This is a genomic window from Paraburkholderia podalyriae (assembly GCF_014397785.1).
Lineage (GTDB): Bacteria > Pseudomonadota > Gammaproteobacteria > Burkholderiales > Burkholderiaceae > Paraburkholderia > Paraburkholderia podalyriae.
This window is the reverse complement of sequence record NZ_VZQQ01000015.1, coordinates 68,828-92,737: the sequence shown is the minus strand read 5'-3', so window position 1 is coordinate 92,737 and position 23,910 is coordinate 68,828. Positions and strand designations below refer to the sequence as shown.

General features: G+C 63.2%; 15 protein-coding genes. 2 read left to right on the top strand and 13 right to left on the bottom strand.

The genetic code is table 11. The features are described from left to right. Window positions 1–51: 51 nt before the first annotated feature. The 5 genes from F6X42_RS19325 to F6X42_RS19305 all read right to left on the bottom strand — a co-directional run bounded on the left by F6X42_RS19325 (window position 52) and on the right by F6X42_RS19305 (window position 4,929). Window positions 52–1,764: a GspE/PulE family protein gene (locus tag F6X42_RS19325; RefSeq protein ID WP_187635752.1), complete on the bottom strand. Its 1,713-nt coding sequence runs from the start codon at window positions 1,762–1,764 to the stop codon at window positions 52–54. 20 nt (window positions 1,765–1,784) lie between these two features. After that, window positions 1,785–2,984 (bottom strand): type II secretion system F family protein, encoded by a 1,200-nt coding sequence (locus F6X42_RS19320; RefSeq protein ID WP_187635751.1) that lies wholly within the window; start codon window positions 2,982–2,984, stop codon window positions 1,785–1,787. A gap of 26 nt (window positions 2,985–3,010) precedes the next feature. Continuing rightward, window positions 3,011–3,460 carry a type II secretion system major pseudopilin GspG gene (gene gspG / locus F6X42_RS19315; protein WP_187635845.1) on the bottom strand — a complete coding sequence of 150 codons (450 nt, stop codon included), beginning with the start codon at window positions 3,458–3,460 and terminating at the stop codon, window positions 3,011–3,013. Window positions 3,461–3,629: 169 nt separating this feature from the next. Further along, complete coding sequence (locus tag F6X42_RS19310; protein ID WP_187635750.1) at window positions 3,630–4,319, bottom strand: response regulator; 690 nt, start codon at window positions 4,317–4,319, stop codon at window positions 3,630–3,632. Window positions 4,320–4,347: 28 nt separating this feature from the next. Continuing rightward, on the bottom strand, window positions 4,348–4,929 hold the full coding sequence (locus F6X42_RS19305; RefSeq protein WP_376776383.1) for an SCO family protein: 582 nt from the start codon (window positions 4,927–4,929) through the stop codon (window positions 4,348–4,350). A gap of 425 nt (window positions 4,930–5,354) precedes the next feature. Between F6X42_RS19305 and F6X42_RS19300 the strand changes: the two genes are divergently transcribed. After that, a complete protein-coding gene (locus F6X42_RS19300) occupies window positions 5,355–6,506 on the top strand; it encodes a sensor histidine kinase (RefSeq protein WP_187635748.1) in 1,152 nt (383 codons plus the stop codon). Window positions 6,507–6,539: 33 nt separating this feature from the next. Here F6X42_RS19300 and F6X42_RS19295 read toward each other — a convergent pair whose 3' ends face one another. Then, a complete protein-coding gene (locus F6X42_RS19295; RefSeq protein ID WP_187635747.1) occupies window positions 6,540–7,328 on the bottom strand; it encodes a response regulator in 789 nt (262 codons plus the stop codon). A gap of 587 nt (window positions 7,329–7,915) precedes the next feature. Between F6X42_RS19295 and F6X42_RS19290 the strand changes: the two genes are divergently transcribed. Next, a complete protein-coding gene (locus F6X42_RS19290; protein WP_187635746.1) occupies window positions 7,916–8,524 on the top strand; it encodes a lytic transglycosylase domain-containing protein in 609 nt (202 codons plus the stop codon). Between the two features lie 39 nt (window positions 8,525–8,563). On the opposite strand, the gene F6X42_RS19285 is transcribed toward F6X42_RS19290, so the two are convergent. The 7 genes from F6X42_RS19285 to F6X42_RS19255 form a co-directional block, all read right to left on the bottom strand. Next, window positions 8,564–10,198, bottom strand: coding sequence for a c-type cytochrome (locus F6X42_RS19285; protein WP_187635745.1), 1,635 nt, complete (start codon window positions 10,196–10,198; stop codon window positions 8,564–8,566). Window positions 10,199–10,200: 2 nt separating this feature from the next. Then, the gene (locus tag F6X42_RS19280) at window positions 10,201–11,043 is read right to left on the bottom strand and encodes a LolA-like protein (protein WP_187635744.1); all 843 of its coding nucleotides are present in this window, start codon (window positions 11,041–11,043) and stop codon (window positions 10,201–10,203) included. 26 nt (window positions 11,044–11,069) lie between these two features. Continuing rightward, window positions 11,070–11,852, bottom strand: a complete 783-nt coding sequence (locus tag F6X42_RS19275; protein WP_187635743.1) for a LolA-like protein — start codon at window positions 11,850–11,852, stop codon at window positions 11,070–11,072. Window positions 11,853–11,890: 38 nt separating this feature from the next. Beyond that, the gene (locus F6X42_RS19270; protein WP_187635742.1) at window positions 11,891–12,391 is read right to left on the bottom strand and encodes a hypothetical protein; all 501 of its coding nucleotides are present in this window, start codon (window positions 12,389–12,391) and stop codon (window positions 11,891–11,893) included. Further along, a complete protein-coding gene (locus tag F6X42_RS19265; protein WP_246530142.1) occupies window positions 12,388–20,529 on the bottom strand; it encodes a cadherin-like domain-containing protein in 8,142 nt (2,713 codons plus the stop codon). Before F6X42_RS19265 ends, F6X42_RS19270 begins: the two co-directional genes overlap by 4 nt. A gap of 17 nt (window positions 20,530–20,546) precedes the next feature. Beyond that, on the bottom strand, window positions 20,547–22,118 hold the full coding sequence (locus tag F6X42_RS19260) for a multicopper oxidase family protein (RefSeq protein ID WP_187635844.1): 1,572 nt from the start codon (window positions 22,116–22,118) through the stop codon (window positions 20,547–20,549). Between the two features lie 64 nt (window positions 22,119–22,182). Further along, window positions 22,183–23,745 (bottom strand): multicopper oxidase domain-containing protein, encoded by a 1,563-nt coding sequence (locus tag F6X42_RS19255; protein WP_187635741.1) that lies wholly within the window; start codon window positions 23,743–23,745, stop codon window positions 22,183–22,185. Window positions 23,746–23,910: the final 165 nt, after the last annotated feature.

The following is a 23,910-nucleotide window of genomic DNA, read 5'->3' as shown; positions in this document are numbered from 1 at the left end:
GCCGTCGCCGCCACGACCAGTTCGCGGGTGCCGACGCCGATGACGAGCGGACTATTCAACCATGGTGACACGGTTGATCTCCTCGAGTGTCGTTTCGCCCTGCATCACGATCGAGAGAGCGGCCGTACGCATGGTTTGCATCCCATAGCGCTGTGCGGCTGCCTTGATGTGCCCAAGCGGCGCGCGCTCCGACAACAATTGCCGCAACTCGTCGTTCATGCGCAGCGTTTCCGCGATCGCGCGCCGCCCGCGATAGCCGCTGCCACGGCAAGCCGCGCAACCGGCGCCCCGGCGAAACCTATAGCTGCTCACGTTGTCCGGATCGATGCCGGAACTGGCCAATGTGTCCCGATCGACCATGTCGTCCACCACGCAGTCGGCACAACACTGCCGCAACAACCGCTGCGCAATCACGCCATTCAGGGCGGACACGAAGCTGTATGGGTCGACGTCCATGTTCGTGAAGCGGCCTATTACGTCGAACACATTGTTCGCGTGCACCGTCGTGAACACCTGGTGTCCGGTCAACGCCGCCTGCACGGCGATTTGCGCGGTTTCAGGATCGCGGATTTCGCCGACCATGATCTTGTCCGGATCGTGCCGCAGGATCGATCGCAATCCGCGGGCGAACGTCAGTCCCTTCGCTTCGTTCACCGGTATCTGAAGGATGTCGCCCAGTTGATATTCGACCGGATCCTCGATCGTGACGATCTTTTCCAGGCCGTCGTTGATCTCGGTGAGAATCGCGTACAACGTCGTCGTTTTGCCGCTGCCCGTCGGCCCCGTCACTAGCAGCATTCCGTAGGGCATCGCAGCCACCGAGCGCATGAAGCGCGTATCGCCGCTCTGAAATCCCAGTGTCTCGAGTGTCAATCCGCCCGGGGCCTGCGAAAGCTGATAACGGTCGAGGATGCGCAGGACCGCATCTTCGCCGAACTGGTTCGGCATGATCGACACGCGAAAGTCGATTTCGCGGCCCGCGTACACCGCCTTGAAGCGACCGTCCTGCGGCACGCGGCGCTCCGCGATGTCGAGTTCGGAGATGACCTTCACGCGCGACAGCACCTGGTCCGCGACATCGCGTCCCTCGGCACGGCCGACCACGGTCAGCACGCCATCCACCCGGCACTTGATCTTCAGCCCGTTTGCACGGCATTCGAGATGGATGTCGCTCGCCATCATCTTCAACGCGTCGTAGATGGTGGAGTTGAGCAGGCGCACCACGGCGCTGTCGTCGCTGCTGATGCCCTGCAACGTCAGCGCGAGCGAAGCGGGATCGGTGGTGTGCTGCACCTCATCGTCGAGGGCGAGCGAATCCATCGCGCGCACGTCTTTTTCACGCACAGCGAGCCACGCGGTGAGGTCACCGACGCTCGCCAGCGCCCAGCTATACCGCAAAGTGGGCCGCGCACGCATCCGGTGCTCCATCACGCCGCGCGTGCGGGCGTCGAGCGGATCGGCGATCACGAACAGCAGCGCGCCGTTCTGATCCGGCTCGCGAAAGCACACGCACAACCGGGTGGTGGCTTCGACGAACGGCAGTACCTCGAAATCCGCTTCGAGCCGGTTCAATTCCTGCATGCCGATCGACTTCATGCGGAACTGCCCGGCGAGCCGAACCACCATTTCGTCGGCGCTTAGCGACGCCTGCACCATCAACTCTTCCAGTGCGCGAATGCCCGAGCCGTGCCTGTCGCTGAGCGCGCGCAGCGCGTCACGCAATTCAACGCCCTGAGTTTGCGGTGCCTCGCTGATCGGATCCATGCGTTTCCCCTCGGCACGGCCTACTGGATGCTCGACGCAATTTCAAAGATCGGCATGTACATCAACACGACAATCCCTCCGATCACCACGCCGATGAAAATCATCATCGCCGGCTCGATCAGTCGCGAAATCAGATCGATCGTGCGCGACACTTGCGCTTCCTGGAATGCGGCGATTCTGTCGAGAACAGGACCCAGGCCACCGGTCTTCTCAGCGACGGTCAGCAAGCGATAGGTAATCGCGTTGGCGAGACCTGCTTGCTGGAACGCGTCGGACATCCTCGCGCCATTGCGTACCTGCTGCATGGCACTTTCGACGGCCGTCTGATCGGCCCGGCTCACCAGTCCACTGGCGAGTGTGAAGGCACGCGTGGCGGGAATGCCGCCTTCGACCAGCATCGCGGTAGTGCGAAAAAACTGCGACTGGCGAAACACGCGGAAGTGCAGACCAATACCCGGCAATGCGAGCAGGCGATCCGCGATCCAGTTGCGCGCCGCGGCCCGGCGCAGCGCGACGCCGACCGTCACCGCCAGCACGGCGAGGCCCACAGTGAGCGCCATTCCGTGGGCATGCACCATGCCGCCCCAGGCCATCAGCAATTGCGAGAGCAGCGGCAGCTCGCGTCCGCTATGCTCGAGCAGGGTCGCAAAGCGCGGCACGACGAAACCCAGCAGAAACAGCACGACGGCCGCGCCTACGAGCAGTAGCACGGATGGATAGATCGCGGCCGACACCACGCGGCCGCGCAGTTCGTGAAGCAGCGCACTGTTGCGTGAATAGCGCGTCAGACTGTCGGCAAGACCGCCGGTCTGTTCACTCGCTTTCACGCACGCCACGAGGATAGGGGGAAACACGCGGCTTGCATGCTCGAGCGCCGCGGACAGCGAGTGCCCTTCTTCGAGTTGCCGCAGCAGATCGCCATAGACCTCCGCCGACGCCTCGCGGCGCTCATTGCCGCTGAGCGTGCGCAATGCGTCGATCACGCCGACGCCGGCATCGAGCAATGCCGCGAGTTCGCGCGCGAACAGCTCGACGTTGAATTTCGCGCCCGGCATCGCGCTCCAGCCAGACCGGCGCTGACCTCGCGCTTGCGCACGTACCGACACCACCCGCAATCCCCTTGCGCGCGCGAGCGCTATCGCGGCCGCGGACGAATCGCAGTCGACGCGAAGCGTCTGCACTGAACCGCTGGTATCGAAGACGCGCAGCAGGTACTTCACGTCGATTCTCCTCGCTGAGAGCCGCACTACCAGGACGTGACGTTCGTGTTCTCACCGGTGCCGCCGACCTTGCCGTCCTTACCAAGCGAGTACAGGTCGTAGTCGCCATGCTCGCCGGGCGAGCGGTAATGGTAGGGACGACCCCACGGATCCGGCGGCACCGCTTTCTGCAGATACGGGCCACTCCAGTTCGTTGCGTCCTGAGGTTTGGTCATCAGCGCCTGAAGGCCTTCCTCGGTCGTCGGATAGACGCCCATGTCGAGCCTGTATTGATCGAGCGCCTTGCTCAACGAGTCGATCTGGGCCCGCGCGATCTTGGTGTTCGACTTGCCAACCTGTTCGAAATAGCGCGGCGCGACCAGCCCCGCGAGCAAGCCGATGATGACCATGACCACGAGCAGTTCGAGCAGCGTGAAACCGCCGTTGCGCCGACGTGCATCGCCAATGCGTGGAGGGAACGTCACGCTGCTGCGCATGGCGGCCCTGATCGAGAAAGATTCGTTGCGCACGGTGCCCCCTTTCTGTCGCCCCACCGGCCCGATAACACCAGAGCCGTTTTACTCATTCTTGTTCAGGTGGACACCGGCAAGAAGTAGGGAGACCAGACCAAAGGGATGGGTAAAGACCCTCCAGTTCCCGCGTCGTTCACAGGAAGCGATCGAGCGCGCGTGCCGGTTTCGACAACGGCAGCACACCCATGTCGAGCGCGATCAGCACGAGGCCGGTGACGTTCGTCACGTCGAGCTTGCGCATCAGGCTCGCGCGGTGCTTTTCGATGGTCTTCGGGCTGAGTTGCAGATACTCGCCGACCTGCCGATTGGTGCAGCCTTCCGCGACAAGCCTCAGCACCGCGCGTTCGCGAGCGGTCAAGGTGTGCCATAGCTGCGCATGGCGCGAAACGCCCGGCAGCGGATCGCAAGATACGCCGTTCCCGGCATGCTGTTCGAACGCGGGGTTGCGTTTGCCCTCCATCACGAGGCGCATTTCGCCGACGAGTTCTTCGAACGAGGCGTCCTTGATCACGTAGCCATCGGCGCCCGCCGCGAACGCCTCCTGCACGTGCTCGTCGCTGCTGTGGATCGTCAGCGCGATGATCCGCACCTGCGGTATCCGATACTTGATCACGGCAATGGCCTCGATGCCGCTCATGCCAGGCATCGAGAGATCCATCAGGATCAGATCGGGCCGGATGGCCCAGGCGAGACTGCACGCCTCGATACCGTCGGTCGCCTCGCCAGCGACGGTGTAGTCAGGCAGGGAGGACACCATCGTACGGAGACCGCCGCGCAACAGATGCTGATCCTCGGCGATCAGTACGTGATAAGTCGTCGCCACTTTGCTCGCTCCTGGCGGCCCCCCATGACTAGTTCGAGGCGACGACGTCGTGGTAAGCACTCAGCAGTTCGGCCGGCGTTGCGAGACCGTCCAGACGCAGCCACGGCTTGCCGGGTGCCGCGCGGAAAAAGACCACGGCGGTGTGATTCATCTTGTCGCCACGATAGACGTTGAACGCGCGTTGAGCTGCGATACTAGCCTCGACGGTGCCGGTGTAGTGCTGCCACTCGGGGCCGGCATCGAAGCGGGCGGCGTAGGCCTTCAGGCGGGCTGTCGTGTCCTCTTCGGGATCGATCGAGATCGACACGAGATGAACCTTGTCACGGTCGGCGCCGAGCCTCGCTTGCAATTCCTCGAAGGTTTGACTGACCATTGGGCATATCGTCGTGCAGCTCGTGTAGATGAACGTCAGGATGACCGGACGGCCGTCGTTCAGCTCGTCGGGGAGCAAAACAGCTTTGCCGTCGTCGCGAACCAGCGTCACCGCGGGCAGTGTGTATTGCACAGTCGAGCGCACCGTGCCCGTGGTCATGTCGTGGTGGTGATGCATGTGCATCGCGGTGTCGTGGGCCATCTCATGGGCCATCTTCCCGGCAGGCGCCGGCTGCATGTCCGTCGCCTGATGATGTTGCACCTCGATCGCGGCGCCATCGGCGACGTCTTCGGCAGTCGCGGCCACGGCGCCGACGCCTGTCAGCCCTGCGCCGGTCAGCACGAGCGCGCCGATCATCCATGTGCGGTTCGTCTTCATCGCGGTCTCCCGAGACAATGGAATGGCAATGGCGCGATGCAAGAAGCACAACGACGCGCCCGGCCGTTCACTTCAGTCTCATGAAATCGCCCGCGCACGTCATTGGATAAAGTCCCCCAAAGCGCGGTAGGGTACGTCTACCAGAGGTAACATCCACCCCGCATAAAGCGGAGTGTCCCCCGCGTGACGTGCGTAGTTGTCCCGTTGGCAGAGCGACGTGCGCGGACCTACAATTCTTAACCAATGCTTAAGGTTGCCTTAAGCAAACTAGCTGGGGAGATCCCATGCAGGCACCTCCGCCCGCTGCACGGCAACTGAGGTTGCGCGACCTTGTCGATGCGATGCGCAAGCTTGGGATCGCGGCGCGACTCGACGAAACGCGACTGGACAACGTCACTGACGCGCGCGGCGCCGCGCTTGCGGTCCTGTCGGCGCATGGCGTGTTCCTCTCGGTGAACCGCAGCGCCGCAGCGTTGCTCGGATACGCGAACGGCGAACTCGTCGGCCGCTCGCTGCTGGACATGGCGCCCGAGGGCGAACGCGCATCGCTCGCCGCCCAGCTATCGGCCGATCCCGCTCACGAGTTTGCTCCGATCACCACGATGCTGACCTTGCGCAACGGCCGTCCCACCTTGCTGTTACTGCACCGCCGACCGATCGCGTCCAACGAGGCGCAGCAGAAACCGCCCGATGGGCAAGCCGCGCAACTGATGCTCTTCGAGGAACCCCTTGCAGCCGATGCCTCGCCTGCGACTGGCGTCCTTCTCCCCAAAGCGGCGGCCCGCGATCGGCTGAAGTATCTGATGATCGGTCAGCAACGCGAGCGTCAACGCCTGGCCGCCGAACTGCACGACGGTCTAGGCCAGGCGCTCACGCTGATCAAGCTGATGGTCGAGGACTCGCGCATGCGCCTGCGTCGCGGGCAAGCCGAAGACGCCGCGCAAAAGCTCGACGCCACCGTCCTGCAAATCCGCGAGGCGATCGGCGAGATGCGACAGATATGCGGCGAACTTCGTCCGCTAGCACTCGACCGGCTGGGTCTCGCCGTCGCGTTGAGCACGCTGTGCCGGCGCGTCGAGCGCAGTGCCGAAGGCCTGGCGGTGAACTTCCGCTGCGACGTCGACGACCGCGATGTGCCCGACTACCTGAAGGCGGACATTTTCCGCCTCGCTCAGGAAGCGCTCAATAACATCGTCAAGCATGCAGCGGCAACCGAGATCCGGCTCACCCTGCAACGGATCGACACCGGTCTGCTGCTCACCGTTCAGGACAACGGCACCGGCTACGATACGCGCCCCCTGTCACCTGAAGACATTGGTTCGATGGGCCTCGGCCTCGCCGGCATGCAACACCGTGTCGAATCGCAGGGTGGCTTTCTCTCGATCCACTCTTCCGACGCCATCGGCACACTCGTATCGGCGAGTTGGACGCTTTGACGGACACCGCCGGCTCGCCCACGCGCGCTGCCCTCATCCGGCTGCTGGTCCACTGAGCCTCGACGCTGGCAGTTCCTCGACATCGCCGGGTGCCGCTGGCGGCTCCGGATGCGCAACCGGCGGGTGGACTGGCTTGTCGGAATCGCGTTCCGCGCATTTGGTCGCGAGCGACGTCAACAGCCCCATGCTGATCGCGACCAGCACGAGTTCCGTCAGATTCTCGATGGCGAGCTTGTGCATCACGCTCGCCCGATACTTCTCGATCGTCTTCGGGCTGAGGTTTAGATACTCTCCGACTTGCCGGTTGGTACGCCCTTCAGCAATCAGCTTCAGCACACTGCGCTCGCGCGCCGTGAGAATGTCCCACGCGTTCTTCGGCGCCACTGCTTCGCGGCCGGTAATGAAAGAGTCGACCATGTAGCCGTACACATCGGCGCTCAGATGCTTTTTTCCCTGCATCACCGCGCGCATCGCAACAATCAGTTCGTCGAACGAAACATCTTTCAGCACATAACCGTCGACGCCCGCACGCAGCGCTTCACGCACGTACTCTTCGTTTTGATGCACGGTGAGCGCCAGGATACGCACGTGAGGCGAACGGCGCTTGATCGCCGCGCTCGCGTCGATGCCGTTCATGCCGCGCATCGACAGATCCATCAGGATCAGATCAGGATTGAGCGCCATGGCGAGCTGGCAGGCTTGCTTGCCGTCCGTCGCCTCTCCGACAACAGGGAATTCGCCTTGTGCTGACAGCATCGAGCACAATCCTTTGCGCAGCAGATCATGATCCTCGCTGACTAGGACGCGATTTTTGGTATTCACGATCCCCACTCCTCGTTAGAGCATGGACGGTTGATTGATCAACCGTAAGCGCCTTTGGCAGGACGATTTTCTTCTTTCGAATATTTCTTTCTAATTCCTTGGATATTTCTTTCCGATAAATTAATATATCCTTACTTTCACTTAACATATTTTTATGACTACATCCGATCGCCCGCGCGGACTTGCTGTGCAAGGTTCGCGCCATCAGGCTCAGGACCTTTTCCAGATTCGGGAAGCACGTCGAAACGTTTAGTTAGATTAATTAAGTTGGCGAAAAACGTTTCAAAACAGATACGTTCGACGGAAAAACTGATTTTGGTAATAATAGGAATAAAGTGCGTCTTTCCTGTGTTTCGCGCATGCGAGGCAGTACGAACTACGCCATCCGCCCTATCAGAACTATTTTCCTTCTTTGAAGCGAATGACGAACAGTAGCCAAGCCTGACGGATCTCACAATTCGTTACAGACGTAACATTTCTGCAAACCAGTAAATACCCTACTCGGCGCACCTCCAAAAGTAGGAGGGTGCCCCATTGCTCAGGTCCTTTTGCGCGATTCACAATGACGACGCGGAGGGATGTCGAACATGCGCAGGCGCTCTTCTTTGCTGTCGGCGAGTACGCTTCGGGCGGTCATGATGACGCTCGGCATGACATCAACTGGGCTCGCGCATGCGGACATCTTTGGCGCGGTCGACAGCCAAGGTGCGATCGTCCTGACCAATACACCGGGCACGGCGGGACTGCGCGTGATCGTCGCGGGAGACCCGCCGCCCGAGCGAAGTGCGAAACGTACAAACAGCACATTCAGCGCCGTGATCGAAGAAGCAAGCCGCACCTTTCGCGTGGCGCCCGAACTGCTGCGCGCGGTGATCGACGTCGAGTCGCGCTACAACCCGAATGCCGTATCGGACAAAGGTGCCCAGGGTCTCATGCAGTTGATGCCCGACACCGCGCGGCGCTTTTCGGGCGGCAACATGTTCAATCCGCGCGACAACGTGCTGGCAGGCGCGCGCTATCTACGCTTCCTGCTCGATCTCTTCCAGGACGACATGGAACTTGCGCTGGCCGCGTACAACGCGGGCGAGAACGCCGTGATTCGGGCCGGCTATCGCATCCCTTCGATCCCCGAGACGCGTCAGTACGTGCCGCGCGTGCTGGACCGCTACCGGCGTCTGCTGACGGTCAGCGGCTAATGCGCGCCGGCGGCGCTGTCATGCCGCCCTGCCCGGCTGCTACGGCACGATCCACGCGCTATCGGCAACGACACGCGTGTCCTCGGGTTGCGCAAAGCGAACGAGATAACCGCCCTTCGAGGCAAAGCGCTGACCCGGCGCGAGCGTCAGGCGCGGATAGTAGCCCGTCAGGATCCGATGGTCGAGCATGTCATCGACGCGTTCTACCAGGTAGTCTCTGACGAACGCATCGACCATGTGACTGAGCGTCTCGGCGAGCAGCCCGCACGCGAGATAGGTATCCGCCTGAACGCGCTCGTCGACGACCTGAATATGCCTGATCGCGAACCAGCCGAACGCGTAATCGACACGCACGCGTCGTCCCTCGGGCAGGTCGACCGGATAGGCGATACGCGCGGCGTCGCGCCACCTTTGCGGCAAGGGTATGCGGTCCAGGCCACCCATCAGTCCCGACACAAAGACCTGAGTCGAAGCGGGCGGCTTGCCGGCGACCGCCGCGATATCAGGTGGCCGCAGCCACAGCACCAGCGCATCTGTTCCACGCGCACCGCGAAGCGCTTCGGCAACGCTATCGCCCGGCGCGAGCCTGTGGCTCGATACGCTCACGCCGTGGTCCTTCAGTGCGCTCGCGAGCGCTTGCGCAGCCGCCTCGCCGCTGTCGCCCGCGCGATAGACCTGGCGTACGGTCTTCACCATGCCAGCCGGTGAGCCGCTATTCGCGTCGAGGATACGCTTCGCGATCAGCCCGGCCTCGAGGAGAACGCCCTTCGAGAAATACATCGAGTAAAAGTCCTGGTCGGTCTCGACTGGTACGTCGACGTTGGGAAAGAGGCACGGCACCGCTTCCTGCTCGCAGAAGTCGTGAACGGGCGCCCAGTTCTTGCCGCCGATTCCCGACAACACCGCAAATACAGGTTGCTGCGTCAGATACGCCTTCAACTGCTCGTGCCAGGTCTCGGGCGGGCCGTGCAGTTCCCACACATGCAACTCCCAGCGTCGGTTGACCATGAACATCATCTTGCGCGAGGTGCGCAGCGGCGGCGTTGCGCCGAGCGGCGAAGCGTTCTTGTCGGCGAAATAGTGTTCCAGCACGTCGAGCATGCCGCGCCGTTTCACCGGATCCGCGTCCGGTGTGATGATCGTCGCGAAGTGCAGCACGGTATCCGTGACGCCCGGCGCCCTGCGCCGGTCGAGCCGCTTCAGATAGCCGATCAACGCCGCCATGTCCGCGTCGTTCAGCGCGAACTGCGGCATCAGATTGCTGAGTGGCTTGCCCTCGGAGTCGACGCCTTCGCGGATCGCACGGGCGATCGTCGCGTCCGTGTACGGCTCGCGATTGGCCCGCATGCCGTCGACGTAGGGTATCTCCAGCTCCTCGGGATTCTGGACCCGCGGGTGGAACAGATACTGCCCGCTGATCGGTGGAATGGTGCTGTTGCCTTCGCGCGCGCCGAGCCCGCTGCGCCGGTGGCAATTCATGCATGCGACGGCGGCGCCTTGCATGCGCACGCCGCCATCGTGGGTCGCTTGAACCGCTTCCCCGGAGCCGGCAATGCCGCGCTGGTAGATCGACTCGCCGGCATCGATGGGAGGCGCGCCGCTCGCTTGTTGCACGCCGGCCAGCAGCAGCGCGGCAAGCGCGCCCGCTACGCCAAAGAACCCGGCGCGGTGCATGACTAAGGAACCGGCCGGACCGGCGAGCCGCTCGCCGGCGAGGTATCGGCGCCGATCGTGACGGAAGCGTGCCGCCCCTGCCAGACCGGTTTGGCGAACGTCAATCTGTCGAGGGGCGGATTGAGCGTGACCTTGTCGATCACCAGCCGGTCTTTCCTATCCGTCCCGACCGGGCCGCTTTCGATGACGAACGGAATCCGCACGCCATCCACGTCCCTGAAGTCGCGATACATCACCTCGACGATCGCGGGCTGGCCCGAAGGACCGCGCGCCTCGCGGTCGGACTTCACATCGAGGAAATTCTGCGCGTCGACCCACACGTGGCGCGTCGCACCGGAGGGCAAGCGCAGCGACAGACGATAGGTATCGCGTCCTTCGACCTTGTCGGTGCCTTCGAGTGCGACGTCGATGCCCTTCGCGGCGTGATCGAGCAACGGGCCGTCGATGACCTGCGCGTCGCGCGCGAACTTCACTTCATCGCTCGTATAGGGGCGCACATCCGGACCGCCGCTTCCCGACGGGCGCACTTTCCAGCCTTCCTTGCCGTCGAATACGTGCACGATCATCTGATTGGCCGCCGTGACCTCGAAGCGAGTCAGGTCGGGACGTATCAACGTGAGCATGAACGGCAGATTCGACGCGGGTGCATTCGGACTGTCCACGTGCCCGACCCACTCCATCGACATGACCTTGCGCCAGGCATCCGCGCCGCCGCGAGCCTCGGCGTTCCTCGCGACGATTTCCTCCGTGCCAAGGCTGTCGTCCGACCTCGCGGCCGGCATTTGCGCCATCGCGAACGCGGCGGCGATCGCCACAAGCAACCACCACCAAGCAATCCGTTTCATGACCTTCTCCCGGTGTGCTGCCGTCGCTAGCGAGCCGGCACCTTGACCATGGCGAGTTGCGGCTTGGCGAACAGCGAATCGTCGGCGGCCTGATTCACCGTCACGTGCTGAATCGTCATCTGATGGGTCTGCTTCACGCCCGCGACTATTGTCTCGAGCGTATGCGGCACGACCAGGCCGTTTTCCGCGTGGTAATCGCGGAAGTAGACGGCGACGTTGTGCATGCGCCCGTCGAGCTTGCGCGGGTCGCCATCCATTTTCAGCTCGAGAAAGTTCGTCGCGTCGATCCACACATGACGCTCGGTGTGATCTTTCGTCGTCAGCATGAGCCTGTAGGCGCGGTGGCCCTCCACGGTATCCATGCCCTGCACCGCGACCTGGCTGCCCTTGCTCGCGTAGTCAATCAGCGGGCCGTCGAGATCGGCGGTGTTCGCGGCCGATTTCGCCTCGGCAGACGTATAAGGCTCGGCGTCATTGCGTCCGAGGAACGGCCGGACTTTCCAGCCTTGCGAACCGTCGTAGACCTGATACGCGGTCTGATTATCGAAACGAAGTTCAAAGCGGCTCTTGTGCGGCCGCTTCATCGTCATCGTGAACGGCAGCTTGACTGGTTTGGTGCCGCCCACGTCGATCTGTCCTGTCATCGTTATCGTGTTGACGGCGTGCCACGCCTTCAGACCGCCGCGCGCAGCGACGTTGCGCTCCACGATCTGCGCCGCGCTCAGGTCGGCCGCCGACGCCGCGGCCGGCATCAGGGCCGCGGCCAGCAAGGCCGCCATCGGGACCGTCATCGAAAACAACCGCTTCATGGCTCACCCCTCCCTTTCTTCGCGGATAGCTGGCGCAATCATTCGACCACCAGTCCATCGATATGAAACGCGCCGATCAGCACATTGACGCGATCCCCTGCCCTGATCAGGTTGCCTTTGTTGGAGAACACCACCCAGTATTGCTGGCCGACCTCCTGCGGACCGGTCTGCCGAAGCTGGCCGATCGTGTCCATTACCGGCACTTCGAGCAATGCATGACTTCTCTCGCCATACAGATACGGCGTCGAGTTCTTGTCGCCGAGCAACTGCGCGACCGCCGGGTCGGTGACGCGATAGCTGAAGCGCAACAGATTGCCGGAGGCGGTGCGCCGCACACTCAGGTTGTCGACGCCATGCATCATTTGATACAGCTGCTGCGCGTGCTGCGGCACTTTCACCGGCATATACGGCGACGCCCTTGGCGAAGTCGCGGCCGCCGGGTTTTGCTGCGCCGCGGCTGTCTCCAGCATGGCCGCGGCCAGACAAACACCCGATAGCAGCGACGCTCTCCGCCACGCCGACGACAATGGGTGTTTCATGGCAAGACTCCCGTCAGGGTACTTTGCCCCTGAAGCGCGTCGCTGATGACGTTCAGCAACTGGTCGAGCCCTGCGGGACCGAACGACAGATTGATTCCTGTCACCAGCCCGGCGAGACCGGCAAGTCCACCCGTGCGCGGCAACTCGACCGCGCCGATATCGACCCCCCCGTTTTGCGGGCGCGCCGTGCCGAAGAAGTCGTGGTTCGGCGCACCAACCGGCGTGGCTGCGTTGACCGCCGGCGAATTCGACTCGATCGAATAGTTGCCGAGCGGCACGCCGTAGCCGGCGGTGCCCGACGGGATCGTGGCGTTGAACAGCGACAGCGGGCCGTACGACATGTTGATCCAGTTGTTGCCTTCATCCGGCGTGGCCGAGGGCAGCAAGCTGAACAGCGGATTCGGCAGCACCGTGTCGGCAATCCCCGGAGGCACCGCAAAGCCGTTCCCGCCACCTTCAGGCGGCACACGCGAGCCGTTGCAGTACTGGCTGACCACGTTCGGATTCGCACCGCTGTTGTGCGCGTTCGGGTAATCGCCGGCATCGGTCAGGATCGAATACTGCGGGGCAAGCGTCACCCCCGACTCGTGAGTCGAGGGCTTCACATCGCCATACGCGCCGATGTCCCAATACATCGCATGCGGATCGCAATACCCGGTCTTCTGGCCCGACTGGTTCAGCGTCGGGTTCAGTGCGACCGTGTTCTGCAAGCCCGGAATGTTCGGATTGAGTCCAGCCACGGTGATATAGAAGGAGCGGTTTTGCCAGAACACGTTGTTCGTCAGCACCGGGTTGGAGAACGTCCTGCAGTTCGGCAGGTTGCCGGGACACACCACGTTCGGGCTCGTGAACGCACTGATGAAGTTCGACGTATGCCGCGCGACCTCGAGACCCGACGGTTGGAACGTGGACGTCGTGATCGGGCTGCAGGTCGTTTCGGCGCCCACCGTCGTGCAGTTCGGCGGCCCGACGTTCGCCTGCGCAGCCAGCGCCGTGTTGAACAGCACACCGGCCGACGAAGTCGAATCGTTCGAGATCACCGTGTTGTTGACAAAGTTCACCCGCACCGCATCCTGCAGCGACACGCCGCCACCCGACCAGCCCGCCACGTTGTTCGCGATGATGTTGTTGATCACGCTGACCTCGTACCACGCGTTGCGGTTGTTCGGACTGCGCTGCACGTCCGTGCCGTTGATGTTCTGCAAGCGCAGACCGCCGCCTTTACCGCTTTCCGCGGTATTGCCGACAATCAGGTTGCCGTCGATCACGAGGCCCGGGCCGACGCCGTCGGAAAGCTGCGGCGCGCAATCGATGTCGACCGTCGAGTTCTCGCAGAAGGTGCCGTCCGGCGGCACACCCTGGGCGATGATGCCGCCGCCGTACGTGGGCAACGTCGGGTTGTTGCTCTGGTTGAAGATCACCCAGTTGTGCGAGATGTCGCCGTTGTAGCTGAAGCCGAAGTGAGCGATGCCGCCGCCGTCGCCGCTGCTGATATTGCCGCACACCCAGTTGTAGTTGAAGTGATAGTTGTCGGCGCCCGAGCAGAACGTCACACCGGCTGCGGACGAAGGCGTGGTCGAGTTGATTTCATCGCCATACGATGCGTTCGCGGTCACCGCGTTGTGGTGCACGTTCACATGGGTGTTGTACGCGAACGGCAACTGCGTGATGCCATTCGCCGCGATCGTGCCGTCCGGCACTTCGACCTGGCCGATCGTGATGCCGCCCGTGAGCGTTCCGGCGTTGCTCGACACACGGTTGTTCGACACCTCCGTGTAGTGGTTCCAGCCGTGCAGAAAGATCCCGCCGCCGCCTTGCGAGCTATTCGTGAAGGTCATGCCGTCCACCCGCGACGGATTGCACAGGAAGTTGCTGGAGTACTGCGTGCAATCCGCGTTGCTGCTGGTGAGCGGCGTGCAGATGCCGTTCGCCGTGCAGTTCGGATCTGCGGCGTTGTTCACGTCGCGCACGCCCTTGGCGAGCACCGTGATGGCGGCGCCTTCGTAGGCACCCATCAGCGTGGGTTCGATCAGCAGTTCGCCGAGATTGCCGTTGAGCGTGTTGTCCCAGCCTATCGTCGGTTCCAGCGGAATCGCATCCACTTTTCGTTGCATCGCGGTGCTGCACGAGTACTTGCCGGTCAGGTCGTACGGGTTGCCGGAGCTGATCAGGCCACCGTTTAGCGCCACGCCGAACAGGCAGTCGACCTGTCTGCGCCACGGGTCCATCTTGCCGGACGGGTGGGTATTCGCGTTGACCGTCACTGAGGTCGCGCCGACGCCTTGCAAACGAACCGGCTTCCACATCAACAGCATTTCGTTGTAAACGCCGGGTCCGACGATGATCATGTCGCCCGGGGTTGCACTATCGATGGCCTTCTGGATGGCGTTGCTCGTGCCGTTCTCGCCAGCCACATACGTCGGCGCCTTACCGCCGATCGTGACCGTGACGGTATCGATCGACTTCTTGCCGTTGCCCGACGTGATCACCAGTTCACCGCAGCGCGTCTGCGTGTTGACGCCACGCTGCTGGATCGTGCAGCTCGACTGCGCCGCGCTCAGGTTCGGCACCGTCACCGTGATCTGCGTGTCACTCCACGAGGTCACCGTCGCGGCGACACCGCCGATCGTGACCGTGCCAGTGCCCCGCGCGGCGCCGAAGCCATAGTGGCGCGTGACGAACTTCTGGTTATACGGCGCCGTGGTCGCAGCCGGTCCGGTATAGGCATGGTTGACCACGGTCTGGTCGCCGAGCGCTTTGATCGTCAGCGTATGGCCGGCCGCACTGACCCACGGACCTGCCCCGCCGCCGCTCGAGTCGCCGGTCACCGTCGAGACGGCCGGGGTCGCGTCGGGATACGCGCAGTCGGGCTGGTTGTAGCCGTCCGCGAACGCCTGGACTGGCACGACCGGGGTATCCATGTACTGTGTCTGGCCGGGCATGAACGGAATCTCGTAGCAGAACTGGCTGTACGCCGGGTTATAGAGCGGATCACGTTTCGTCTGGCCGGGATGCGCCGGATCGGGCATGTCGGGATCGTTCATGCAGGCCACCATCATGGTCGGCGCGTAACCCGTCGGGTTCGGCGGATTCACTTGCCACGTCGAATAGTTCAGGCCGTTGAAGATGCCCCACTGATCCGAATACACACGCGACACTTCGTTGCCGGCGAAGTCCTTCAGCGAAACCGGCACGTTCGGCACCGCGAACTTTTCACCGAACTGCGGCGAGTACGGGTCGAACTCAGACGAGAAGTCATCCAGCATGAAGCCCGTGAAGTGAGCGGCGACGTGCGTGGAGCTGAACACCCAGAACTTCGCGACCGCCGACATCTGGTGGGTCAGCGTAACTTCCTTGCGGTCGCACAGGTGCCTGGACGCGCCCGCGAACGGTGCGACTTCCTGCGAACCGGGGAACAGGCTGATGAAGTCGGGCACGATCCGCAGTGCGCCCACGCACGGCCAGGAAGGTTGAATGATGCCCGTGACCTCTTCGTTGCGAGGCTGCATGCCGAGATCCGTGGTCGGGTTCTGCGCATTGTTCGCGTTGTAGCTCGAATTCACCGCCGCCTGGTCGGGCAGGATGAAGATGTTGCCGAGACTGCCGAACTGTTGCGTCACCGGCGCGATATAGTTGTCGCCGATCAGGATGTTCTTGTCCTCCTCCTTCACGAGTTCATAACCCGGCGGTACGATGACTTCGACCACATACTTGCCGGCGGGCAGCATCTTCGTGCCGTCGCCGGACGGATTCGTCACGCAGATCGAGCAGTTCGTGCCAGTCGGCTTGCCGGTGGTCGAGTTGCGGCCCGTCACGCTCGGGAACTGGTACATCCCGTCATACGGCGCGGGCTGCAACTGGTTGAACGCGTGCATGCCGTCATAGCACTTGAATTGCGAGTTTGCCGGCAACGCGCGCTGCTGGGGATCGAGCCATTGCTTCGTGTTTTTCAGCGTAAAGAAGAACGGGTCCGTGGTTTCCTGGCCCGGACAATTCATGTTCGGCACGCCGTCCGAGCGGAAGCCCTGCGCCCAGTCGTCCCAACTGCTGGTTTTGGCCGTATCCACGAGCACGAGGCTCTGGGTGCCGTCCGCGGCAATGTTTTCCTGATAGAGATTCACCGTGACGTTCGGCACGTTCGGCGTCCAGCTCGTGTGAACGAGCTGGGCCGGGTCGTCGAACGGTCGTGTCGACGCATAGACCACTTCGCCATGAATGCCGCCGTTTTCGGTCGCGCCGAACGGCGCCTTGCCGAATTCGAGGAACGAGCTCTGGCCGGAGAAGCCTTGCCAGCCCATGGTCGTCACCCATGGCGGGTCGATCCGTCCCGTAGATGGATTGGTGCCCGAGCGATCGCTGCAGTCCGCGTCGTTGCAATACACCGAGCCGGGAAAGCGCAGGTGGGTTGGCAGGTGCGACGTCGCGGATTCCTTCGTGTTGGCGTAGTGAGCCGCAATGGTAGAGGTACCGCCGCCGGGCGTGCCATCTGGCGGGCCGCCCGCATCGTAGACCGCATGGACGCCGGTCTGCTTGTAGCGCGTCGTATCGGTCTCGGCGATGTACCAGTTGAACAGCGGGAATACTTCGTTGAACGACGCATAGCCGTTCAGGTCGGTGGTATTGAAGTTCGAATAGCTGCCGTCGCGGAACCGGATGGTGGTTGGTACGAGCGCGACACCGGGCTTGCTGGCATCCGACACGCCATTGCCATTGGTATCGAGGAAGGTTCGCGTGTACAGATTGGTGTGCCATTGAAGCACTGACAGCTCGCCGACGTTCGCCGTCTGTCCGCCCTTCACCGCTGCGGCCGTCGCCAGCCCGTCGACGATCTGATCGTTCCACTGATCGAACACCGTGATTCTGTACGTGCCATCGGGCAAGCCGCTCACGCTGAACGAGCCGTCGGCCGCGCACTTGGTGAACGCAACATCCTCGCCGTCCGGATCGCCGACGCTCACATAACACTGCGTGAAGCTGAGCGAGTCGCGCGAGCCGGCGCCGTAGAGGTTTTCATTAGGCGGCCGGCTGTAGTGCAGGTTGGTGATCCGACCTTTGATGCCGTTGTTGCAGGTCACGCCTTTGCAAAGAGCAGGCAGTCGCGCATTGATGATCTTCGGATTTGCAAAGCCGATCGTCACGTGAAAACCTGCCGGCCCGAATTCCTGGAAGTACGCCGGGCCGCCGATCTTGATGAACGCATCGTGCGCTTTCTGGCCGTCGAGCGTGTTGGTCTGCAGCCACTCTTCGCCGCGTCCGATGCGGTCGGCCGCAGGGTACGCGGCCACACCGTAGCGTCCCGGCATCAGATTGGCGATGATCGCCTGGCCCACCAGCGGCGACAGCGTCTTGTTGTCGGACTCGAACCTCGGGCAAGTCGGGATCATGCCGACGATGCCGTCGTGTGTCGTCTTCGAGATCGGGCAAGCGTCGAGACCGGTGGCCGGATCCTTCATTCCCGCCAGGGAGTTGGACAGCGGCATGTTGAACATGTCGTAGCTCATCTGCCCGGTCGCAGCGCCCGTGCCGCCCGCGTCGTCGAAGAGCTTGATTTCGAAGCCGCCGAGGCCCGGTTCGCGCGCCGTGCCGAATGCATCCGTCCCGCCGCTCACGTCCACTTCACCGTTGACCGGCGCGTCATCTTCAAACACGAACACCGAGATTTTCGCGGTCTGCAGCGGGGTCTGTTGCAACAGCACGTTCACCGCGGTTTGCGCTGCTGCGATCGGCGCGCCGCCCATCGCGTGACCGCATTTGCCGGTACCGGGCGCGAAGTCCGCGCCGCCCGGGCCGGACGGGCAGTCCTTCGAGATGTCGAATTGCCGTTGCGTACCGTTCGGCCCCGGTTGCGGCGTTCCGGAGCCTTGCGAGAACGTGTTGCCCGCGTCGCCCGGCAGGATCGAAATGTAGTAGTGCCTCGTTGGATCGAGCGCGACTTGCGCCGGATCGACCGGAGTCTGTTGCGCGGCAGTCGTGCGGCATGCTCCGTCGCCGACGTCGCACACGGCCGGCACATGCGAGTTGGTGGCCGGATCGAACACCGTCTGCCCCGACTCGCACGATATGGTTCCCACGCAGCCCGACGCGATGACCGGCATGTAGCTGGTATGGAAACTGGTGCCGAGACTCGGCACCGGCAGCGGCGGGCAGGAAGCTGGACGCCCGGCGCCGTTCACCTGGCAGGCGGGGTCGATCTGGAACGTGCGGTCCTCCTCGATGATCCAGCGATAGTCCTTGATCAACGTGCCGGTCGGCGCGTCCTTCACCGCCACGGCGAGTCCGCTGCCGCCGTTGAACTTCACGGTGACCATTGCGGGTGCGCTAGCCGTGTTCTGCGAATTGACCGCCTTGTAGTGGAACGTGACCGTGGCTGTCGAACTGCCCTTCGGCGGCGCCGACGGTACGGCGTTGAACGAACCATCGGCGTTCAGCGTGACGGTGCCGCCCGTTACCGCACCCGACAAGGTCGCGGTGAGCGGCAGGCCAGACGGGTCAGTGTCGTTGGCGAGCACGCCCGGTGCGCCGATGTGCAGGAGCGAAGCGATATTGCTGGTGTACGTGTCGGCGTGGGCAATGGGTGCGCCGGACAGGCAATGAGAACTTGCCGTGCAGGGCGCCAGCGTCACTAGCGCTGTCAGCGCGGGATTGCCGTTCGCCTGATAGACGAAGCTGTCCGACGTCGTGCCGCTGTTCGGCACATACGTGAAGGTGCCGTTCTGATTCAGCGTGAGCACGCCGCCTGTCGGCGGGGTCTTGACCTGCACGCCGGAGACGCCCACATCGTTGGCGATCACGCCGCGTGCGGGATCCGTCACGCTCAACGTGTTGCCGGGCACGAGGAAATACCTGTCGGGGTTGGCCACGGCGCCGGTGTTGGCAGCCGTCGACACCGGCGTTGCGCCACCGTTCACGCTGATATACCCCTGCATGCCGCCATCGCGTTGATTATTGGTGGACAGGCTCAACTCGCGATCGAACACAGGCAACGCGAGTGCGCCCGTTGCAGGCGCATTCATCAGCACGTCATAGGTTTTGCCAGCAGCGAGAAAGACCTCCGACTGAACCCGCAGATTGCCCGGCAAAACGTTGCCGTCTTCCGCCAGCAGCGAGAAGCCGGACATCGCCGGGTTGCCGGTTTGCGCGCCCACCACGGACGGCACGTGCATGCGCAGCCCGGCATTGACGAAGCGCAGCAGCACGAGCCCCGTGGAGGCCGGCGCTGCAGCCGCAAAGGTCGAACCGGCCGCGTGGTTGCGGTCGAACGCGATGCCGTTGATCAGGTAGTAGCGCGGGTCGTAGTTCACCGCCGGCGGATAGCAGGTGCCATACGTCGACGACGACGGATTGCCGCAACCGTTCGGCTGACCGGACCAGACTGTGGTTTCGCTGAAGCCGGACGTCGTCACGGCCGAGGCCACGGCGGCATTCTGCACCGGATCGATTTCGCTCAGCACGAGCGGCACGTCCGCGTCATAGCTGACGCCGGGATAGGCCAGCGCGCGCGTCGAGCCGTTGGCCGGCGTTCTGACCACCAGTACGCCATACAGGCCCATCGGCCCCTGAATGGACGGATGCGTGCCCGACTCGATCAGGTAAGTGCCGGGGTTGAGATTGCTCCAGGTCATAGAGGTCATCTGGCCATGCGTCACTTCGTTCGCGAATGACTGCACCCGCGGCGGCTGGGCGGGCGGCGTGAAACTCGCGCCGCTCGCGCTACTGGCGATCGGCCAGGTGGTCGCGGTTTGCGTCGCATGCGCCGGACTTGCCGTGCTCGTCGCCGTCGTCCCTTGGCCGACACCGAGTTGGCCGACCACGACAAGCGAAGTGGGTATCGAGCCCGGCAGATTGTTCGTCAGATTGATGGTCAGGGGGCCGGGCGGCACCGTGATCACGACAGGCGACCAGTTTGCGCCCGCGCCCGCATTCGACGCCGCGCAGGTAGCGGGCGCCGTCGCCGCCGCTGAACAGGTGTAACCCCACATCGGCACGACCTGTCCGTCGGGAAGCGCGATCGTCGAGGCCTGCGCCGTCAGAGTGACGCTTTGGGCGAAGGCCATGCCGCTCGCCGTGAGCAGGATCGTTGCGGCGACGCCCGCCTTGATCAGACCGAGGAGCGTCCCTTTGAACTGGGTGGATCTCATCGCGTTTCTCCCCGCCTCTAATTGCCTTCGTTGATCGTGAAAGCTTGTGGATCCACGAGCATCATCATCATCATTCCGCCTGGGAAGATGTTGTTCGTGGTGATCTCGCGTTCATTGTGTGAGTGCCACATGTAGGCGAAGCCGGCTTCGGCGGACGGTGGATTCACGACCGTGCCGCTAGGCGGCGTCGTCCCGTTGTAGGCGGTCGCGCGCACAGTGGCGTCCGGCCCGAGGTAGGGACTGCCGCCGAACCAGGCGCCGTTGGTCAGCACACGCGCATCCGGCAAGGTGATCGGACCGCCGCTGCCTACGTTGCCAAATGGATGAGCTTCCAGCGCCTTGTTGTGATCGGCGCACCACTCGTAGTAATTGGGCGCTTTCGGGTCAGCGGTGTAGTAGCCGTTCGCATCAGGAATACAGACGCTGCCGTCGCCCGCCTTGTGCCCGTACACGTCCCAATTCAGGCCCTTGCCGGTCCAGTAGAAGATGCCGTCCATCGCGAGGCCTGGCGTGGTCGTGGTCGTGAATAGCAAGGGGCCGGCGAGCTTGGTCGCATCCGTCTTGCTGAGCAGCAGGTTGCCGTCGCGCGCCAGCACACGCACGTGATTGCCATGTTCGTGGAACGGATGCTGCCAGCGCCCCGTGCCGATCACTCGCAGCAGCACCAATTCGCCGGGATGCATGTGCGGATTGCCGTTGTATGGCTGATTCGGATATTGCGGCGCGTAGTTCGGGTCCATGTCGTCAGGCATGGAGCGCCCGTTGATCAGGAAATAGGCCGGATGATAGGGTTCGGTTTCGACGGTCATGCAACCCGTGGACTGGGTGCACGCTTTGGCCGCTTGCTGTTCCGCCTGCGAGTGGATGCGCGGATCCATTTCGGCAAACTGGAACAGATACTCGCGGTCGTAGCAGGTCGCGCTATGGTTGTAGGCCGCCGCGGCATTCCGGTAATCGGGCTGACCGTCGGGCAGCGTCGAGGATACGGCGCGGCAGCCCGTCGGCACCGCGAGCGTCCCGGGCGCGGAAGTCGGCAAGACGATCAGCGCGCCGGACAAGCCCATTTCGATTTGCAAATCGCCCTGCGTGCCGCTGTAGTAGCTATGCGTTCCCGGTGTCGCCGCCACGAAGCTGTAGGTGACCTTGTTGCCGTGGGTCGCCTCGCGTGTCAACACACCTGGGACGCCGGTCTGCGTCGCCGGACAGGTGCCGTCCGGATTCAGCACCGCCGCGCATACCTGGAAGCCCGGAAACAGGATCGAGGTATTGCCCGCGGCGGCCGGCAGATTATTGGTGAGCGTTACCGTCACGACGTCGCCCTGTTTGACGATCAGTGTCGGCCCCGGAACCTGCATGCTGGGACAGTTCGCGCCCGCAATGCCCGCTGGCGAAAATCCCGCGGGCGCTGTGCGGCACCCGTAACCCCACGCGTAAATGCTCGCGCCGTCCGGCTGACTGACACGGTTCGCCTCGGCGCTCAGATCGAACGTCGTTCCGGTGATACCCGGCGCGGCAGCCTGCGCATGCAGGCAGAACAGTGCCGCCAGCAACGCGGCGCCGAATCGCGCGAAGCGTGTCAAACGCGCCATGCATGCGGGGTACGAACGCGGGGCGATCCACCTTGCGTTGATGAAGTTACCCACGGTTGTTCTCCTAGGAGCAGGACTTCGTGGTTGGGTCCACCGAGTGGCAGATGTGGACCTCGGTCATCAACCCGCCGAAGTTCTCGGCGTCGTTGGACAGGTGATCGAGGTTCGGCGTGTACAGGTAATAGACCGAGCCCGGCGCGTACTTGGTCGTATCGCTCGCGTCGAGAATCACGTCGATCGACTCGCCGCCGCCCAGGGTGACCGAGTTCGTGTTGTAGGTCATATCGTTGCCGGCCAGGTCACGCAGCAGCCGCGCATTCATGCCAATCACGTGCATCGGAATGCCGAGCGAAGCGAGCGTCTGAAACTCCGTGACGTCGAGGTCAGAGATTCTGAGCAGCGCGCGGCCGCCGGCCGGAATGTTGATCAGCGCGGGCAGCGGTTGCGAATAGTGCTTCGAGCCGTCAGCCACCGGCGTCTGCATCGGTCCTGGCGTGACCGTGTCCGGATAGCTGCGGCCGTTCAACATGAAGTGCTTGTCCTTCATGTCGACGAAGGGCTCCGGATTGAACGTCATGCCGATGAAGTGGAAGTTCGGATCGAAGCCGTGGATCTGGATCGGATACTCGACGTCGTACGCAGTCGAACCGTCGCCGTCGTTGTAGGCGTAAAGCGTCGGCGTGCCGCTCTTGTTCTTCGCATGCATCACGCTGTTTTGCGGCGGCAGCGGCGTCGAGCACAGAATGTCGCTGCCGCATGCCGTGCGAGGATCGAGCTGCTGCGACTGCAGCGAGGCATAGAGCGTCCCGGTTGTGACGCGGTTCTGCCTGGGCCGCACGTAGATCTGACCGACCATCCCCATCTGCAGATGCTCAGGCGGCGTGATGTGGCAGTGCCAGAAATAGGTGCCGGCATCCGGTGCGAGGTAGTAGTACGTGAAGCTCGCACCGATGTTGATCGCCACCGACGCATCCGGCACGCCGTCGAAGAACGCGGACGCGTTCGGATAGCCGTGGAAGTGCACCGTGTGCTGCTCGAACAGGTCGGGGCGCATGATCATCCCGACGTTGGTGAGCGTCAGGAAGAACTCGTCGTCCTCGTCGATGGCCATGGTCGGCGCGGGAATGTTGCCGTTCATCACGCCGATGTCCATGATCGGCCGCGGGTCGACGTGACCCGTCAACTGACCGGCCGGCACCGACTCCGGATCGGGCGCGAGGCCGACCGCGCCGTTGTAATTCGGATTGGTTTTCGCATCGCCCACGACGTTGAACACCGAGGCGAACTCGGTGCCGGGCAGTCCCTTGCGAATGTCGGCGAGACCGGATAACGGGCCGAACGAGAACATGTAGGTTTGCGTGCCGTCGCCCATCGTCGCGTAACCATCGCCGCCCGAAATCTGCTGGCACTTGATCGCGCCGTTGACGTGCTTCGTCGGGGTCGAGTTCGATCCGGTCACGGACGGGCCGACGTAGGCCGGTTCGCCCGCACCAGCCGGCAGCGCGGTCGGATGAAGCGTCGTTGTCGGTGGACATTGCACGCGGAACGACTGAGCAAATGACGGCAACGAGAATAGCAATAACAGCAGCGCTGCAAAGCCGTTCCGACAGATTGGAATGCTGAACATATGACCTCCGTCCAGGGGGCAGCCAGCGCGAACCGCGCTGGAGGTCATGCTCTACGGTGGGGCACTCACCGGGTACCGACGACCTGAACCCGTAGATTGATTCTGCAGATGCGTGCAGGCATCTGGGATGGGTCAACTCCCTACACTTGCGGTAGGGGCGAACCC